The following is a 16,657-nucleotide window of genomic DNA, read 5'->3' on the forward strand; positions in this document are numbered from 1 at the left end:
TCCTTTATTGATAGCTGCTAGCGCTTGCAGGGCAAGCGTTAGATGCTGTTTTCATTGAAATTCCAGGATGACCTGATCCACCGCCAGCGATTCGCCCTTGCCCGCGACGATCTTGCCCACCACGCCGTCCTGCGCCGCGAAGAGGATGTTCTCCATCTTCATGGCCTCAATCACGGCCAGCTTCTCGCCGGCCTGCACCTTCTGGCCCGGCTGCACCGCGACGTCCACCAACAGGCCCGGCATGGGCGACAGCAGGAACTTGGACAGGTCCGGTGGTGCCTTGAAGGGCATGAGCTGGTGCAACCTTGCGCCCAGCGGCGACAGCACCAGCGCGTCGATCTGCGTACCGTTGTGGCTGATGCGCAGCGCCAGCGGGTTCTTGGCCGTACCGCGCTCCACCTGCGCCGTGAAGCCCTTGCCGTTGCACTGGCCCTGCACGCGGATGTCGCCCAGGCCGGCCGTACTGCTGATGCGGTAGGTGGTGCTGCCGATGGTCACGGCGCTGGAGCGGCTCTCTTGCTCATAGTCGGTGACCGTCACTTCATGGTGGATGTTGTTGCCCTGTGCGCCCAGCACCACCACGGTGAACTGCGCGCCCACCTGCACCTCATGACCCGTGAGCTGGCCGCTGATGCCCGATGCACGCGCGCGGTAGCGGCGGTTCATGTACGCCGCCAGTGCCACCAGGAACAGCGGATCGTCGTGCGGCACGTCTTCGGCGGCGAAGCCCTTGCTGTAGTGCTCGGCAATGAAGCCGGTGTTGAACTGGCCGGCCACGAATTTCGGGTGCGCCAGCAGCGCCGCCTGGAAAGGGATGTTGCTGCTGATGCCGCGGATCACGAAGCCGTTGAGCGCGGCGCGCATCTTCTCGATGGCGTCGTTGCGGTCCTGGCCGTGCACGATGAGCTTGGCGATCATCGAGTCGTAGTACATCGGGATCTCACCGCCTTCGAACACACCCGTGTCCACGCGCACGCCATACTTCTTGGTCGTGTCGCCCTGGAACATGGACTCTTCCGGCGCCTGGAAACGCACGAGCCGTCCGGTGGAGGGCAGGAAGTTGCGGAACGGGTCCTCGGCGTTGATGCGGCACTCGATGGCCCAGCCGTCGCGCTTCACGTCCTCCTGGCGGATGGTGAGCTTTTCGCCGGCGGCCACGCGGATCATGAGTTCCACCAGATCCAGGCCGGTGATGCACTCGGTCACCGGGTGCTCCACCTGCAGGCGGGTGTTCATCTCCAGGAAGTAGAAGTCCTGGTCCTTGCCGACCACGAACTCCACCGTGCCGGCGCTCTGGTAGCCCACGGCCTTGGCCAGGGCCACGGCTTGCTCGCCCATGGCCTTGCGGGTGGCGTCGCTGATGAAGGGGGATGGCGCCTCCTCGATCACCTTTTGGTGGCGACGCTGGATGGAGCATTCGCGCTCGTTCAGGTAGATCACGTTGCCGTGGGCGTCGCCCAGCACCTGGATCTCGATGTGGCGCGGCTCCTGCACGAACTTCTCGATGAAGATGCGGTCGTCGCCAAAACTGTTGCGCGCTTCGTTCTGGCAACTGGCAAAGCCTTCAAAGGCTTCCTTGTCATTGAACGCCACGCGCAGGCCTTTGCCGCCGCCACCGGCCGAGGCCTTGATCATCACCGGGTAGCCGATGCCCTTGGCGATCTCCACCGCGGCCTCGGGCCCGGCGATGGGGTCGTTGTATCCGGGGATGGTGTTCACGCCCGCCTGGTTGGCCAGCTTCTTGGAAGCGATCTTGTCGCCCATGGCGGCGATCGCCGCATGCTTGGGGCCAATGAAGACGATGCCCTCCTCCTCCACCCGCTTGGCGAAGGCTTCGTTCTCGGACAGGAAGCCGTAGCCCGGATGCACCGCCTGCGCGCCGGTCTGCTTGCAGGCGGCAATGATCTTGTCGGCCAGCAGATACGACTCGCGGCTGGGCGCAGCGCCGATGTGCACGGCCTCGTCGGCCAGCTTGACATGGCGCGCGTCCTTGTCGGCGTCGGAGTAGACGGCCACGGTGGCAATGCCCATCTTGCGGGCGGTTGCGATGACGCGGCAGGCGATTTCGCCACGGTTGGCAATCAGAATTTTGGTGAACATGACGAGTTCCTCAGGAGGGAATTCAAAAACCGGTAACTAAAACGTGGGGGCACTGCTGACGCAACTGCTCCACAAACCGCTGCTTCTCGCGCGGCGATAGCAAAATGCTGCGCCCTCTTCCATAGCGGATGCGCAGGCGGTCCAGCGAAAGCGCGGGCGAAGACACCCAGCTGCGCGAGGGCGACACCTCGGTCACCTCGGCCAGCGCGATGCGCCAGCAAAATGGGCCGCACTGCACGCGCAGCGTGTCTGCCGTGAACGTGTAGTGGGTATCGAGCAGCAGCCAGATCGGCAGAATCAGCGTGGACGCGATTACGATCCCGAGCACAGCCACCTCGGCCGTAGCACCCGAGCGCAGGGCCGGCGGCAGCGCCATGCCGACCGCGGCAAGGCCGGTCACGGGGCCGATGGCCAGGATCCAGCCATCGACCCGGGAGAAAAATACGGGGCGGGTGTGCGTCATTGCCGGCCTGGCCTGCTTACAGCGGAATGTTCCCGTGCTTGCGCCACGGGTTATCAAGCTGCTTGTTCTTGAGCATGGCCAGGCTGCGGCAGATGCGCTTGCGTGTCTCATGCGGCAGGATCACGTCGTCGATGAAGCCGCGTGCGCCGGCGACGAACGGGTTGGCAAAGCGCGCCTTGTACTCAGCCTCGCGGGCGGCCAGCTTGGCGGGGTCGTTCTTGTCCTCGCGGAAGATGATCTCCACCGCGCCCTTGGCGCCCATCACGGCGATCTCGGCGTTCGGCCAGGCCAGGTTCACATCGCCGCGCAGGTGTTTGGAGCTCATCACGTCGTACGCGCCGCCGTAGGCCTTGCGCGTGATGACGGTGATCTTCGGCACCGTGCATTCGGCGTACGCGTAGAGCAGCTTGGCGCCGTGCTTGATGATGCCGCCGTATTCCTGGCTGGTGCCTGGCATGAAACCGGGCACGTCCACGAAGGTGATGACGGGGATGTTGAACGCATCGCAGAAGCGCACGAAGCGTGCGGCCTTGATAGAGCTCTTGATGTCCAGGCAACCCGCCAGTACCAGCGGCTGGTTGGCCACGATGCCCACGGTCTGCCCTTCCATGCGCGCGAAGCCAATGAGAATGTTCTTGGCGTAGTCGGGCTGCAGCTCAAAGAAGTCACCGTCGTCCACCGTCTTGACGATCAGCTCCTTCATGTCATACGGCTTGTTGGGGTTGTCGGGCACCAGCGTGTCCAGCGACAGGTCAGCGCGGTCGGCCGGGTCGTTGCTCGGGCGCACGGGCGCCTTTTCCTTGTTGTTGAGCGGCAGGTAGTTGTACAGGCGGCGCAGCATCATCAGCGCCTCCACGTCGTTCTCGAAGGCCATGTCGGCCACGCCGCTCTTGGTGGTGTGGGTGATGGCGCCGCCCAGTTCTTCGGCCGTGACCTCTTCGTGCGTGACGGTCTTCACGACCTCGGGGCCGGTCACGAACATGTACGAGCTGTCCTTGACCATGAAGATGAAGTCGGTCATGGCCGGGCTGTATACCGCTCCGCCCGCGCAGGGGCCCATGATCATGCTGATCTGCGGGATCACGCCGGACGCCAGCACATTCTTCTGGAACACGTCGGCATAGCCACCCAGGGAAGCCACACCCTCCTGGATGCGCGCGCCGCCCGAGTCGTTCAGGCCGATCACCGGCGCACCGACCTTCATGGCCTGGTCCATGACCTTGCAGATCTTCTCGGCGTGGGTCTCGGACAGCGCGCCGCCGAACACCGTGAAGTCCTGGCTGAACACGAACACCAGGCGGCCGTTGATCATGCCGTAGCCGGTGACCACGCCGTCACCGGGGATCTTGGTGTTCTCCATGCCGAAGTCCGTGCAGCGGTGCTCCACGAACATGTCCCATTCCTCGAAGGTGCCGTCGTCCAGCAGCAGCTCGATGCGCTCGCGCGCGGTGAGCTTGCCCTTCTTGTGCTGGGCGTCGATGCGCTTCTGGCCACCGCCCAGGCGGGCGAGTTCGCGCTTTTTCTCCAGTTGATCCAGGATGTCTTGCATGGTCGCTCTTTCAGTGAAGTGCTATTTAAATAGTAGCTTGCAGCGCTTGTCCAGATTGCGCTGCAAGCAGATTTCGTGCTGCAGTGGAAGCCGCTATGCGCCCCGCGGTCACGTCCTGCTGCAGGCGGGGCAGCAGCTCGCGCACCTGAGGGTGCTGGCGGAAGGCCTGCTTCAGGCCCGCGTCGATGCGCTCCCACATCCACGCCAGGGATTGGCGCTCGCGCCGCGCGGCCAGGCGGCCGTTGGCCGTCTGCAGGCGGCGGAACTCCTGCACCGCGGCCCAGAAGCCATCCACCCCCTCGCCTTTCAGCGCGCTGAGCGTGATGACCTTCGGCGTCCACAGGGATTCGTCGTGGTGCGCATGCTCGGGGTTGCCGTGCATGGACAGCAGGCGCAGGCTGGAAGTGATCTGCGCCTGCGCGCGTGTGGCGGCGTGCGGGTCGATGTCGGCCTTGTTGATGACCACCAGGTCGGCCAGCTCCATCACGCCCTTCTTGATGGCCTGCAGGTCGTCGCCCGCGTTGGGCAACTGCAGCACGCAGAACATGTCGGTCATGCCCTGCACGGCGATCTCGCTCTGGCCCACGCCCACGGTCTCGATGATGACCACGTCATAGCCCGCAGCCTCGCACACCAGCATGGCCTCGCGCGTCTTCTCAGCCACGCCGCCCAGCGTACCGCTGGACGGGCTGGGGCGGATGTAGGCATCGGGGTGGACCGACAGGTGCTCCATGCGCGTCTTGTCACCGAGGATGGAGCCGCCCGAGACGGTGGATGACGGGTCGATGGCCAGCACCGCCACCTTGAGGCCTTGTGCGATCAGGTGCAGGCCCAAGGCTTCGATAAAGGTGCTCTTGCCCACGCCAGGCACGCCGCTGATGCCGAGGCGAAACGCCCGGCCCGTGTGCGGCAGCAGCGCGGTGAGCAGTTCGTCGCCCTGCGTGCGATGGTCGGCCCGCGTGGATTCCAGCAGCGTGATGGCCTTGGCCATGGCGCGGCGCCGCACGGCGGGCGCGCCGTGCAGGATGCCTTCTTGCAGCTGCTGGGGGGTCACTGCGCCTGCGCCTTCTTGATTTGCTCCAGCACGTCCTTGGCGCTGGCCGGGATCGGCGTGCCGGGGCCATAGACGCCCTTGACGCCTGCACCGTAGAGGAAGTCGTAGTCCTGCGCGGGCACCACGCCGCCCACGAAGACGATGATGTCGTCGGCGCCCTGCTTTTTCAGTTCTTCGATGATGGCGGGCACCAGCGTCTTGTGGCCCGCGGCCAGGGTGGAGACGCCCACGGCGTGCACGTCGTTCTCGATGGCCTGGCGCGCGCACTCCTCGGGGGTCTGGAACAGCGGGCCCATGTCGACATCGAACCCCAGGTCGGCAAAGGCCGTGGCCACCACCTTGGCACCGCGGTCGTGGCCGTCTTGGCCGAGCTTGGCGATCATCACGCGCGGGCGGCGACCGAGCTGTTCGGCGGCCTGATCGATTTCACCCTTGAGCTTTTCCCAGCCTTCGGCCGAGTCGTAGGCAGCAGCGTACACACCGGTCACCTTTTGCGTATCGGCGCGGTGGCGCCCGAAGATTTTTTCCAGCGCGTCGGACACCTCGCCCACCGTGGCGCGTGCGCGAATCGCCTGGATCGACAGATCCAGCAGGTTGCCCTGGCCGCTTTCTGCTGCAGAAGTAAGAGCATCCAGCGCTTGTTGGACCTGGGTTTGATCGCGTTTTGCCTTGATGGCGTTGAGGCGCGCGATCTGGTTCTCGCGCACCTTGACGTTGTCCACCTCAAGGATGTCCACCGGGTCTTCCTTGGCAAGCTTGTACTTGTTCACGCCCACGATGACTTCCTTGCCCGAATCGATGCGCGCCTGCTTTTCCGCAGCCGCGGCCTCGATCTTGAGCTTGGCCCAGCCGGAGTCCACGGCGGCGGTCATGCCGCCCATCGCCTCGACCTCTTCGATGATCTTCCAAGCGGCGTCGGCCATGTCCTGGGTGAGCTTTTCCATCATGTAGGAGCCGGCCCAGGGGTCGATCACGTTGGTGATGTGGGTCTCTTCCTGGATGATGAGCTGCGTGTTGCGCGCGATGCGTGCGCTGAATTCGGTGGGCAGCGCTATGGCTTCGTCCAGCGCGTTGGTGTGCAGGCTTTGCGTGCCGCCGAACACGGCCGCCATGGCCTCGATGGTGGTGCGCACCACGTTGTTGTAGGGGTCCTGCTCAGTGAGCGACCACCCCGAAGTCTGGCAGTGGGTGCGCAGCATCAGGCTCTTGGGGTTTTTGGCGTTGAACCCCTTCATGATGCGGCACCACAGCAGGCGCGCGGCGCGCATCTTGGCGATTTCCAGGTAGAAGTTCATGCCGATCGCCCAGAAGAACGACAGGCGCCCGGCGAAATCGTCCACGTCCATGCCCTTGGCGATGGCCGTCTTCACGTATTCCTTGCCGTCGGCCAGGGTGAAGGCCAGTTCCAGCGCCTGGTTGGCGCCGGCTTCCTGCATGTGGTAGCCCGAGATCGAGATCGAGTTGAACTTGGGCATGTTCTTGCTCGTGTACTCGATGATGTCGCCGATGATGCGCATCGACGGCTTGGGCGGATAGATGTAGGTGTTGCGGACCATGAACTCCTTGAGGATGTCGTTCTGGATGGTCCCGGCCAGCTTGTCCTGGCTCACGCCCTGCTCCTCGGCTGCCACCACATAGCCGGCCAGCACGGGCAGCACGGCGCCGTTCATGGTCATGGAAACAGACACCTTGTCCAGCGGAATGCCGTCGAACAGGATCTTCATATCCTCCACGCTGTCGATGGCGACGCCCGCCTTGCCCACGTCGCCCGTCACGCGCGGGTGGTCGCTGTCGTAGCCGCGGTGCGTGGCCAGGTCAAAGGCCACCGACACACCCTGCCCGCCCGCGGCCAGCGCTTTGCGGTAGAAGGCGTTGGATTCTTCGGCCGTGGAAAACCCCGCGTACTGGCGGATGGTCCAGGGGCGCACTGAGTACATGGTGGCCTGCGGGCCGCGCAGGTAGGGCTCGAAGCCCGGCAGCGTATTGGCGTAGGGCAGGTCCTGTGTATCTTGCGCCGTGTACAGGGGCTTCACGCTGATGCCGTCGGGCGTCACCCAGTTCAGGGCATTCACGTCGCCGCCGGGCGCGGACTTGGCCGCGGCCTTGGCCCAGGCGGCAAGGTCGGCGGACTGGAAGATGGGATCAGGATGGCTGCTCATGGCGGGGGCGCTTTCGCAAAGATGGCAAAGAGATGTGGTTATGCGTGCTGCGTTTTCGCAATTTTGCGGAGTTTACCTGATCTGTAATTATTAATTCTTAGTTTTTTTCAGGTACAGTCCGCCCATGTCAGCCGTCACCCTCACTCCCCGCGCACTCTATGAACAAGTGGCGGAGCAACTGCGCCAGCGCATCTTCCGGCGCGAGCTGGAGCCTGGCAGCTGGATCGACGAGCTGAAGATCGCCGAGGAGTTCGGCATCAGCCGCACGCCTTTGCGCGAAGCACTCAAAGTACTGGCGGCGGAAGGTCTGGTCACCATGAAGGTGCGCCGCGGCGCCTACGTGACCGAGATGTCCGACAAGGACCTGCACGATGTCTACCACCTGCTCAGCCTGCTGGAGAGCGACGCCGCAGGCGTGGTGGCCGCCCGTGCCACGCCGGAGCAACTGCGCGAACTGGAGCAGCTGCATGCCGACCTGGCCGCCGCCGTGCAGGACCGCGACCGCTTCTTCACCATCAATGAGCGCATCCACATGCGCCTGCTGGAGATGGCCGACAACCGCTGGCGCAGCCAGATGGTGGCCGACCTGCGCAAGGTCATGAAGCTCAACCGTCACAACTCGCTGCTCAAGCAGGGACGCATCGAGGATTCGCTGGCCGAGCACGAAACCATCCTGGCCGCGCTGCGCGCGCGCGACCCGCAGGCCACGGTGGCCGCCATGTCCGCGCATTTCGCGCATGGGCTGGAGGCAGCGGGCTGACCGGGCCCGCCCCCCATCCGCCGTTCTTTTTCCGTCGCGCGAGCGACAAGTTTGCGAACGATCGTGCGGAAACGCGCGTGCCCGGCCTATGATTCCGCTTTTTGCCCGGCGGCTTGGCTCCGCAATGGCGCCCCGCCCTGCCGGCACGCACTGCACGTATTGCACGCATGAATTCCCCCACCCCCGACCTGCGCGGCGTGCAGACGCTGCCCGAACTGCTGGCGTTCCGCGCCGCCCTCACTCCCCACAGCGAGGCCTACCGTGCCTGCGACCCCGGCACCGGCCAGTGGATCAGCCTGACCTGGGCACAGACCCAGGAGCGCGTGCAGCAGTGCAGCCGCGCCATTGCCGCATCGGGCCTGCCACAGGGGGCGCGCATCGCCATCCTGCTGCCCAACGGGCTGGATGCCATGAGCATCGACCAGGCGGTGATGGCCACGGGCTGTGTGCCCGTGCCTCTGCATGCCATCGACAATCCGGGCAGCATTGCCTACATCCTGGCGGATGCCGAGGTGTCGCTGCTCGTCGTGGAAGAGCCAGAGCAATGGCGGCGCATCCGCGACGTGGGCATGCCGCTGCCGCACCTGATGGGCGTGGTGACGACCAACGCCAGCACCGGCCTGCCCACCGCCGCCGAGCAGGACGTACCGGTCGCACCGCTGGCTGCCTGGCTGCAGCATGCCGCTGCAGATACGCCGCTGCCCCCGCCGCCCGGCCCTGAGGATCTGGCGGCGATCGTCTACACCAGCGGCACCACCGGCAAGCCCAAGGGGGTGATGCTCACCCATGCCAACGTGGTGGCCGACGTGAAGGCGGTGCTGGAGCGCATTGCCCCCACGCCACAGGATGTGTTCCTGTCCTTCCTGCCGCTGTCGCACACCTTCGAGCGTACGGGCGGCTACTACCTGCCCATGGCCTCGGGCAGTTGCGTGGTCTACGCGCGCTCGGTGGCGCAACTGGCGGAGGACTTGAAGAATGTGCGCCCCACGGTGCTGGTGTCGGTGCCGCGCATTTATGAACGCGTGCATGCCAAGCTCATCGAGACGCTGTCGCCCTCGCCCTTGAAGATGCAGCTGTTCCAGGCCGCGCAGGCCGTGGGCTGGAAGCGGTTTTGCGCCGCGCAGCGCCTACCAGCACCCAAGGACGACGGCGCGGGCGGCTGGATGCGCGCCCTGCCCTGGCCGCTGTTGCGTGCCCTGGTGGCCAAGCCGCTGTTGGCGCAGTTCGGTGGCCGCGTGCGCGTGGCCGTGAGCGGGGGCGCGCCGCTGTCGCCTACCATCGCGCACTGCTTCCTGGGCCTGGGCCTGCAACTGGTACAGGGCTACGGCATGACCGAAACCACGCCCGTGGTCAGCGTGAACACGCTGGAGGACAACGACCCGTCCACCGTCGGCCGCGCCTTGCCGGGCGTGGAGGTGCGCATCGGCGAGAACCGCGAACTGCAGGTGCGCGGCCCCATCGTCATGAAGGGCTACTGGAAGCGCCCCGAGGACACGGCCCGCACCGTCTCCGCCGACGGCTGGCTGGGCACGGGCGACCAGGCCGAGATCGTCGACGGCCGCATCCGCATCCTGGGGCGCATCAAGGAAATCATCGTCACCTCCACGGGCGAGAAGGTGCCGCCGGCCGACCTGGAGCTGGCCATCACCGCCGATGCGCTGTTCGAGCAGGCCTTTGTGGTGGGCGAGCAGCGCCCCTTCATCGCCTGCGTGGCCGTGGTGCATGCCGAAGAGTGGCGCCAACTGGCTGGGCAACTGGGCCTGGACGCCAACGACCCTGCCAGCCTTGCGCACCCCAGCGCCCAACGGGCGGCACTGGCGCGCATCGAGAAGCTGGCGGCCGGCTTCCCGCGCTATGCGGTGCCGCGCGCCGTGCATCTGGTGCGCGAGCCATGGACGATCGAGAACGCGTTCATGACACCCACGCTCAAGCTCAAACGCACCAACCTCATGGCGCACTACGCGGCTGCCATCGAGGCGATGTACCAAAAGCGCTGATCAGGCCCCCACCGCTTGCAATGACCGCGCAAGCGGGGCCTGGGGGGACCCGGCGTCCCCCACGCTTCCCGGCGCGCGGTAGATGCGCCCGAACCGGTTGGCCAGGAAGTCCTCCAGCGCGATCTGCTCTTGCCCGATGAAACCGGCCTGCGGAAGCTGGCCCGCCATGACCAGGTCCAGCGCCGCGCAGATGCCCGCGGCCGTGGTGCGTTGGATGGCGCTGAGCATCTGCCCGCGCACCGATGCACCCAAGATGTGGGCGGCATAGCTTTCCTGCACCAACCGGCCGTCCCGCTGGCCGCGCGCACTGGCCAGGATCACGATCACGTCTTGCTGCGTGGTCGGGACGGCGCCGTCCAGCAACTCCTTGAGCAGGTCGCGCCGGTCGCGCAGGCGCAGCTCGTGCAGCAGCAGCTGCAGGATGGCATGGTGGCCGGGGTAGCGCACCGACTTGTAGTCGAGCTGCTGCACGCGCCCCTCCCAGGTCTGGGGCAACGTGCCCAGGCCGCCCGAGGTATTGAAGGCCTCGTATTCCACGCCGTCGATCAGCAGCGTTTCCAACCCGTCGAGCGCAGGCACGCTGGTGCGCCGGCCCTGCACGATGGCGTCGCACGGGTTGCAGTATTCGTTGATCAGGCCCTCGGTGCTCCAGGTCATGGCATAACGCAGGGCGCCCTGGGGGTAGCGCGGCAGCGCCCCCACGCGCAGTTGCAGCGCTTCCGCGCGGTCCAGGCGCTGCGCCAGGGCGTTGCCCACCACGCCGATGAAGCCGGGCGCCAGCCCGCACTGCGGCATGAGCGCGCTGCGCGCGCCTTCGGCCAGCGCCTGGATGGCACGGGTGCTGGCCACGTCCTCCGTCAGGTCGAAGTAGTGCACGCCATGGCGTGCACACAGCGTGGCCACCGGCACGGCCTGGTGGAACGGCAGTGCGTTCAGCACCGCATGGTGCCCGGCAATGGCAGCCTCCAGCATGGCGTCATCCGTCACCTGCAAGGTGGCGGCGCTGTGGACCTGTAGGCGCTTCAGTGCGGCGTCGTCGCGGTCGGCCACGGTGAGCGTGTAGCTGCCCGCGTCCTCCAATAGCAGCGCAATGGCACGGCCGATATGGCCCGCGCCCAGGATCAGTACGCGGTGCGGGTGGGAAGCATTGACGGGATGCAGGCGGGTCATGGCGGTCTCCTTGCGTTGTCGTTCGGTAGAGCCATGCTAGGCCGGATCGTTGTCAGTGTGTAGCATCACATCTGTCGATAAAGGCATCAACGTTCGTCATATTGACGGCATTGCACGACGTATCGGCAGCATTGGAGACACCCGTGGAACTGGACGCACTGGACCAACAACTGCTCAGCCTGCTGCAGGCCAACGCGCGCGAGTGCACGGCCGAGCTGGCGCGCCGCCTGGGCCTGGCACGCACCACGGTGGTGGCGCGCATTGCGCGGCTGGAGCGTGAAGGGGTGGTTGCTGGCTACGGCGTGCGCCTGGGCCAGCGGCTGGCAGGCAGCGCCGTGCGGGCCTGGTGCGCACTGCGCGTGTTGCCCAAGGCCGGGCCGGCGGTGCTGCAAACGTTGCAGGCCCTGCCCCAGGTGGAAGAGGTTTCGGCGGTGAGCGGGCCGTTCGACTACCTGGTGTTCCTGCGCTGCACCAGCCACGAGCAGCTCGACGGCCTGCTGGACCGCATCGGCCAGCTGGACGGCGTGCAGAACACGCAGACCAGCATCGTGCTCAGCCGCAAGATCGACCGTCGCAGCGTGGGCGGTTGATGCTCTATTAATGAGAGCTGCTAGCGCTTGATGGATAAGCGCTGAGGCCGTTTTCCTTCTGTCATCAGCCCAGCAGCCAACCTGCTGCGCCGCACAACGGCACCACCAGCCACGGCGGCACGCGCGCCCATACCAGCGCGGCAAAGGCCGCCAGTGCCAACGCCAGGTCGGCTGGCGCATGGATGGCGCTGGTCCACACCGGGTGGTAGAGCGCCGCCAGCAGCAGGCCCACCACGGCGGCATTCACGCCCGCCAAGGCCGCCCGGGCACGTGCGTTGTGCCGCAGCCGATCCCAGAACGGTAGCGCGCCCGCCACCAGCAGGAATGCTGGCACGAAGATCGCCACCAGGCATACGGCCGCGCCCAGCCAGCCGCCCGCGCCGTGGCCTGCCGCCGCGCCCAGAAAGGCCGCAAAGGTGAACAGCGGCCCCGGCACCGCCTGCGCCAATCCATAGCCTGCCAGGAAATCGTCGGCCGCCACCCAGCCGGTGGCCACCACCTCGGCCTGCAACAGCGGCAGCACGACGTGGCCGCCGCCGAACACCAGGGCGCCGGCGCGGTAGAACGCATCGGCCAGCACCAGCCATCCTTGAGGCCGGGCGCGCGCAGCCAGCGGCAGCAACACCAGCAGCGCCGCAAATGCGGCCAGCAGCAGCGCTCCGGTACGCGGTCGCAGCCCGGCCGCCAGCCCGCTCTGCGATGGTGGAGCCGGCATGGCGCTCGCGCGCCCCCACAGGGCCAAGCCGGCCAGCGCCGCCACCAGCATGGCGCCCACCTGCCCCACCACGCCCGGCCACAGCAGCGCAAGCGCACAGGCCAGCGCCATCAGCAGCAGCCGTGCGGGCCCGCGGCACAGGCTGCGCGCCATGCCCCAGACGGCTTGCGCCACCACGGCCACGGCCGCCACCTTCAGGCCGTGCAGCACGCCCGCGGGCATGAGGCCCTGCCCCGCCACCAAGCCCAGGCCCAGCAGCGCCATCACCAGCGCGGATGGCAGCGTGAAACCCAGCCAGGCCGCCAGTGCGCCGCCCCACCCCGCTTGGCGCAGGCCCAGCGCCAGGCCCACCTGGCTGCTGGCGGGGCCGGGCAGGAACTGGCACAGCGCCACCAGGTCGGCATAGGCGTCTTCCGTCAGCCAACCGCGGCGCGCGACGAATTCCTCGCGGAAGTAGCCCAGATGGGCCACCGGCCCGCCGAACGACGTCAGGCCCAGGCGCAAGAAGATGAGGAACACCCGCGAGGCGCTGGCGTGGTGGCGGGTGGCGGCGAAAGGAGAAATGGGTGGCATGCAGCGGGCGAGAAACCCCGAGTATCGCTATTGCGCGTGGCGCGCGGATGACTGGCGCCGCGTGCCAGCAGCGGAGCGCGACGCGTGCGCGCGCAAGCAGACCTCCTGATTTTTGCAGCCGCAGCCGCTGTGGGGCATCAGATAGCGCAGGGCCCCATCCACACCCCGCTGCGCAGGCCGGCCGGCGGCTGCTGCGCCCAGACCTGGGCACACACCTCCCAGGCGGGCTCCTGCACGTTCAGGCCCGCGAAAATGCCGTAGCCTTCGCCCGCACGGATGTCCTCACCCGCGCTCAGGCTCTCGCCGGCCTTGATGGCGCCCTGCGTGTGGATGCACTCGCCCGCCTTGATGCCCCAGCCGGCCTCCAGGTGCGTCAGGCCGCTGATGGCTCCGCCGACCACGATGCCCTGCCCTGCGCGCAGGCTGCCTTCGCCGCTCACATGCCCGCCCACGCGCAGGCTTTTGCCGCAGTCGATGCCGCCGTGCACCAGCAGGTCCTGCCCCACGAAGGCGCTGGCGCCCACGCTGAGCGCGCCGTGGCAGACCACGTCCCACGCAGCGCGCAGGTCGCCGCCGCAGTGCAGCGATTCCTGCACCTGCACGCCCCAGTCGGTGCGCAGGTGGCCGCCGCAGTGCAGCCGTCCATCGCTGTGGATGTGCGCGCCGGCGCGGATGTCCTCGCCCGCCACGATGGCGCCGCCGGCGCGGATGCCGCCCCCCGCATGGAGGGAGCGGCCGACGTGGATCACGCCGTCCACCTCGATGCCGCCGCGCACTTGCACGGTGCCCGCGAACACGAAGGCCTCGGCCTCCAGGCTGTCCAGGTGCAGCACTGCGTTCGAGGGGCCGAACTGGCCGAGCAGCCACAGCGCGTCGTCCACGCGGCCGGCGGCCACCAGCTGGTCCAGCGCCTGCTGGTAGCCCACACCGTCCTCGACATGGCGCACGAACCAGCGAAAGCCGTTGGCGCAGGGGCTCTTGGCCCGGAGAAACTGCTTGGTGAATTCCATGCGACGCTCCAATCCTTGCAAGGCGCCCGTGCGGTGCTGCTGCGGGGGCCCGGGGTGACCCGGCGGACGAAGGGCCCGCGTGAGCGGGCGTGGGAAGGCGTCGTCCGCCGTTGCGCAGGGCGGGTGCCCGGCGATGGTGGTTCTGCGCGTTGGAAAGAGGAAGGGTGCTTTATCGCCGGGCGGAGGAATGTGCGACCGGCTGGTATGGCCAGAGCACACGCGCCACGACGCCCACGCGGTTGCGCGCAAGGGTGCGGCGGACGGGTGTGGTCGGGAACATGGGCGCGCATGCTAGCAGTGCGCAGCCCGCGGGACAACCTTGTCGCACGGCGGCGCGCGGTCTTTGGTGCGCCGCCGTGCGTGCTGCGCGGCGGATGTGCATGCGCGTCCGCCGCGGGCCGGGGATGGCGGTGTCAGAACGACACGCGCACGCCCACCGTCACGTTGCGCCCTGCCAGCGGGGCCGCGTCCTTGATGAACGAGGTGTGGGCGTAGGCCAGGCGGTCCGTGAGGTTGCGCGCCTTCAGGTACACCTGCCACGGCGTGCCACTGCCCGTGCGGCCGTTGTAGGCCAGGCCCAGGTTCAGCATGCCGTAGCCAGGCGTGGCGGTCTCGAACGCGGCCACGCGGTTTTGCCGCGCCACCTGCACCCATTCCACTGCGCCGTCCCAGTCGCGCCAGTTGGCATCCAGGCGCAGGCCCACGCGTGCGGGGGCGATGCGCGGCAGCCGTTCGCCACCGTCCAGGCGGGCACGCACGCTGTCGCCGAACAGGGTGACCCCCAGGCGCTGCGTGATGCGCTGGCGCACCCGGCCCTCCATGCCGGTAAAGGTGGCGCCCGCCTGGCTGTACTGCAGCAGCTGCAGGCCGTCCAGTTCGTCGAGCGTGCGGCCGTAGATGTAGTTGCGGATGCGGTTATGGAACACGCTCACGTCAAACGTGGTGTCCCCGCTGGTCTTGCGCAGGCTCAGGTCAATGTTGCGCGAGGTTTCCGCACGCAGACTGGCGTCGCCACGCTCGTAGGTGGACGTGGCCATGTGCAGGCCGCGTGCGTACAGCTCCTCGGCGGTGGGCGCACGGTGGGCGCGGGTGATGCTCGCACCCGCTGCGTAGCCAGGCGCAAAGCGCCACACCGCGCCCAGCGATGCGGAGGTGCCGTGGTGGCGCCGCTCTACACCGCTGTCCTGCGCTTCGGCGCTTTGGCGGTCGTGGCGCAGCGCGGTCTCGATGCGCCAGTCGCCATGCCAGTCGCCCAGGCGGTATTCCTCCAGCAGAAACACGCCCCATTGGCGCGTGAGGGTGGGTTGCACGTAGGCCTCTTCTCCCGCGGCGCTGAACTTGCGCTGCCCGGTCTGCAGGCCCAGCACGCCGCGCCAGCCAGCCACGGGCGCGTGCTGCAGCTCCACGCGCAGGTCGTGGGCCTTGTTCTTGAAGGTGGTGGCGACGGTGCCCTCCTCCACCTCGTCGTGTACGTAGTCGGTCACGCCCGCGCGCAGGCGCAGCGCGGAGAAGCCGGTGAACGGGTCGCGCAGCTCACCGCGGATGTCCACGCGCTCGCTGCGCAGGTCCACCACAGGAACGGCTTCGTGACCGTGGTCGTGGTCATGCCCGTCGTCCTCGTGGTCGTGCTCGTCATGGCTGCCGCAGTGCAGGTGGTTGCCATGGGTGTGGCAGCCTTCGAAACTGTGGCTGTGGCCCGGCAGGCCGTATTTGGCGTTCTGGCGTGTGAAGGCCAGGCCCAGGTAGCCGCGGCTGCCAACCCAGGACAGGCCCACGCTGCCGGTACCCGTGCGGTTGAAGCTGCCGGGCACGCGGCGCCCCTCGGTCCAGCCGCTGCCCACGCGGTAGTCGTCGGCGTCCCGACCGGCGGCCTCCACGTGCACGGCCAGGTTGCCCGCGCCACCGGTCAGCGCGACAGCGCCGGCCTTTTCGCGCGCTGCGCTGCCGGCGCGCAGCTCGGCGCTGCCTTCGTAGCCCTTGTCAGGCACGGCCGTGGGCACCTTGCCGTCCAGCACGTTGACCACGCCGCCCACGGCACCGCCGCCGTAGACCAGTGCCGACGGCCCGCGCAACACTTCGACCTGCGTGGCCAGCAGCGGCTCGGCCGCCACGGCGTGGTCCGGGCTGACGGTGGAGGCGTCGTGCAGTTCGGACCCGTCAGAGAGCACGCGCACGCGCGGACCGTCCATGCCGCGGATCACGGGGCGGCTGGCGCCCGCGCCGAAATGGCTGCCGGTGATGCCCGGCTCACCGTCCAGGGTCTCGCCCAGCGTGGCCTCGCGCTGGCGCACGAGGGCGTCGCCCTCCAGCACAGACACGGGTTGTGTCATTTCGGACACGCCCAGCTGCAAACCGCTGGAGGACACGGTGACCTCGGGCAGGCGGGCATCCGCCTGCGCCCACGCGGGTGCTGCGCTGGTCAGGCACAGCAGCGAGGCCCAGGCCAGCGGGTGCATTGCGCCCGGCATGCGAGCGAAAGGGGTGAAGGAGTTCATACAACGATTTCCGTCAAAAGGC

12 protein-coding genes are annotated in these 16,657 nt (G+C 67.6%); 3 read left to right on the forward strand and 9 right to left on the reverse strand.

Annotation, left to right across the window (positions count from 1 at the left end; genetic code table 11):
* Positions 1-51: 51 nt before the first annotated feature.
* Genes QY917_RS05430 through scpA form a run of 5 tightly spaced genes read right to left on the reverse strand, consistent with a single transcriptional unit; the run spans position 52 to position 7,325 of the window.
* The gene (locus QY917_RS05430) at positions 52-2,100 is read right to left on the reverse strand and encodes an acetyl/propionyl/methylcrotonyl-CoA carboxylase subunit alpha (RefSeq protein ID WP_123676697.1); all 2,049 of its coding nucleotides are present in this window, start codon (positions 2,098-2,100) and stop codon (positions 52-54) included.
* A gap of 22 nt (positions 2,101-2,122) precedes the next feature.
* Positions 2,123-2,563, reverse strand: a complete 441-nt coding sequence (locus QY917_RS05435) for a PH domain-containing protein (RefSeq protein ID WP_123676698.1) — start codon at positions 2,561-2,563, stop codon at positions 2,123-2,125.
* 16 nt (positions 2,564-2,579) lie between these two features.
* Complete coding sequence (locus QY917_RS05440) at positions 2,580-4,112, reverse strand: acyl-CoA carboxylase subunit beta (protein WP_015913374.1); 1,533 nt, start codon at positions 4,110-4,112, stop codon at positions 2,580-2,582.
* A gap of 25 nt (positions 4,113-4,137) precedes the next feature.
* A complete protein-coding gene (meaB, locus tag QY917_RS05445; RefSeq protein ID WP_287924633.1) occupies positions 4,138-5,166 on the reverse strand; it encodes a methylmalonyl Co-A mutase-associated GTPase MeaB in 1,029 nt (342 codons plus the stop codon).
* Positions 5,163-7,325: a methylmalonyl-CoA mutase gene (gene scpA / locus QY917_RS05450; RefSeq protein WP_123676699.1), complete on the reverse strand. Its 2,163-nt coding sequence runs from the start codon at positions 7,323-7,325 to the stop codon at positions 5,163-5,165. The genes meaB and scpA overlap by 4 nt, the downstream gene beginning before the upstream one ends.
* Positions 7,326-7,449: 124 nt before the next feature.
* Between scpA and QY917_RS05455 the strand changes: the two genes are divergently transcribed.
* Both QY917_RS05455 and QY917_RS05460 read left to right on the forward strand, forming a co-directional pair.
* Positions 7,450-8,085, forward strand: coding sequence for a GntR family transcriptional regulator (locus tag QY917_RS05455; RefSeq protein WP_015913371.1), 636 nt, complete (start codon positions 7,450-7,452; stop codon positions 8,083-8,085).
* A 167-nt stretch (positions 8,086-8,252) separates the two neighbouring features.
* Entirely contained in the window at positions 8,253-10,082 is a 1,830-nt protein-coding gene (locus QY917_RS05460; RefSeq protein ID WP_123676700.1) for a long-chain fatty acid--CoA ligase, read from the forward strand.
* Here the strand turns inward: QY917_RS05460 and QY917_RS05465 are convergent, their stop codons facing one another.
* Entirely contained in the window at positions 10,083-11,252 is a 1,170-nt protein-coding gene (locus QY917_RS05465; RefSeq protein WP_123676701.1) for a saccharopine dehydrogenase NADP-binding domain-containing protein, read from the reverse strand.
* Positions 11,253-11,395: 143 nt separating this feature from the next.
* On the opposite strand from QY917_RS05465, the gene QY917_RS05470 reads away from it, so the two are divergent.
* The gene (locus QY917_RS05470) at positions 11,396-11,842 is read left to right on the forward strand and encodes an Lrp/AsnC family transcriptional regulator (protein ID WP_123676761.1); all 447 of its coding nucleotides are present in this window, start codon (positions 11,396-11,398) and stop codon (positions 11,840-11,842) included.
* Between the two features lie 64 nt (positions 11,843-11,906).
* On the opposite strand, the gene chrA is transcribed toward QY917_RS05470, so the two are convergent.
* From chrA to QY917_RS05485, 3 genes are all read right to left on the reverse strand, one after another.
* Positions 11,907-13,130 carry a chromate efflux transporter gene (gene chrA, locus QY917_RS05475; RefSeq protein WP_123676702.1) on the reverse strand — a complete coding sequence of 408 codons (1,224 nt, stop codon included), beginning with the start codon at positions 13,128-13,130 and terminating at the stop codon, positions 11,907-11,909.
* A 137-nt stretch (positions 13,131-13,267) separates the two neighbouring features.
* Positions 13,268-14,140, reverse strand: a complete 873-nt coding sequence (locus QY917_RS05480) for a hypothetical protein (RefSeq protein WP_123676703.1) — start codon at positions 14,138-14,140, stop codon at positions 13,268-13,270.
* A gap of 413 nt (positions 14,141-14,553) precedes the next feature.
* Positions 14,554-16,635: a TonB-dependent receptor gene (locus QY917_RS05485; protein WP_123676704.1), complete on the reverse strand. Its 2,082-nt coding sequence runs from the start codon at positions 16,633-16,635 to the stop codon at positions 14,554-14,556.
* Between the last annotated feature and the right edge of the window lie 22 nt (positions 16,636-16,657).

The sequence above is a fragment of the Diaphorobacter sp. C33 genome, from assembly GCF_030503915.1.
GTDB classification, from domain to species: domain Bacteria; phylum Pseudomonadota; class Gammaproteobacteria; order Burkholderiales; family Burkholderiaceae_C; genus Diaphorobacter; species Diaphorobacter nitroreducens.

Bases quoted from the DNA above. Each gene is read 5' to 3' on its own strand.
- QY917_RS05480 (WP_123676703.1), bottom strand. From the start codon at position 14,140: ATGGAATTCACCAAGCAGTTTCTCCGGGCCAAGAGCCCCTGCGCCAAC.
- QY917_RS05435 (WP_123676698.1), bottom strand. From the start codon at position 2,563: ATGACGCACACCCGCCCCGTATTTTTCTCCCGGGTCGATGGCTGGATC.
- QY917_RS05455 (WP_015913371.1), top strand. From the start codon at position 7,450: ATGTCAGCCGTCACCCTCACTCCCCGCGCACTCTATGAACAAGTGGCG.
- QY917_RS05440 (WP_015913374.1), bottom strand. From the start codon at position 4,112: ATGCAAGACATCCTGGATCAACTGGAGAAAAAGCGCGAACTCGCCCGC.
- scpA (WP_123676699.1), bottom strand. From the start codon at position 7,325: ATGAGCAGCCATCCTGATCCCATCTTCCAGTCCGCCGACCTTGCCGCC.
- QY917_RS05430 (WP_123676697.1), bottom strand. From the start codon at position 2,100: ATGTTCACCAAAATTCTGATTGCCAACCGTGGCGAAATCGCCTGCCGC.
- QY917_RS05465 (WP_123676701.1), bottom strand. From the start codon at position 11,252: ATGACCCGCCTGCATCCCGTCAATGCTTCCCACCCGCACCGCGTACTG.
- QY917_RS05460 (WP_123676700.1), top strand. From the start codon at position 8,253: ATGAATTCCCCCACCCCCGACCTGCGCGGCGTGCAGACGCTGCCCGAA.
- QY917_RS05485 (WP_123676704.1), bottom strand. From the start codon at position 16,635: ATGAACTCCTTCACCCCTTTCGCTCGCATGCCGGGCGCAATGCACCCG.
- chrA (WP_123676702.1), bottom strand. From the start codon at position 13,130: ATGCCACCCATTTCTCCTTTCGCCGCCACCCGCCACCACGCCAGCGCC.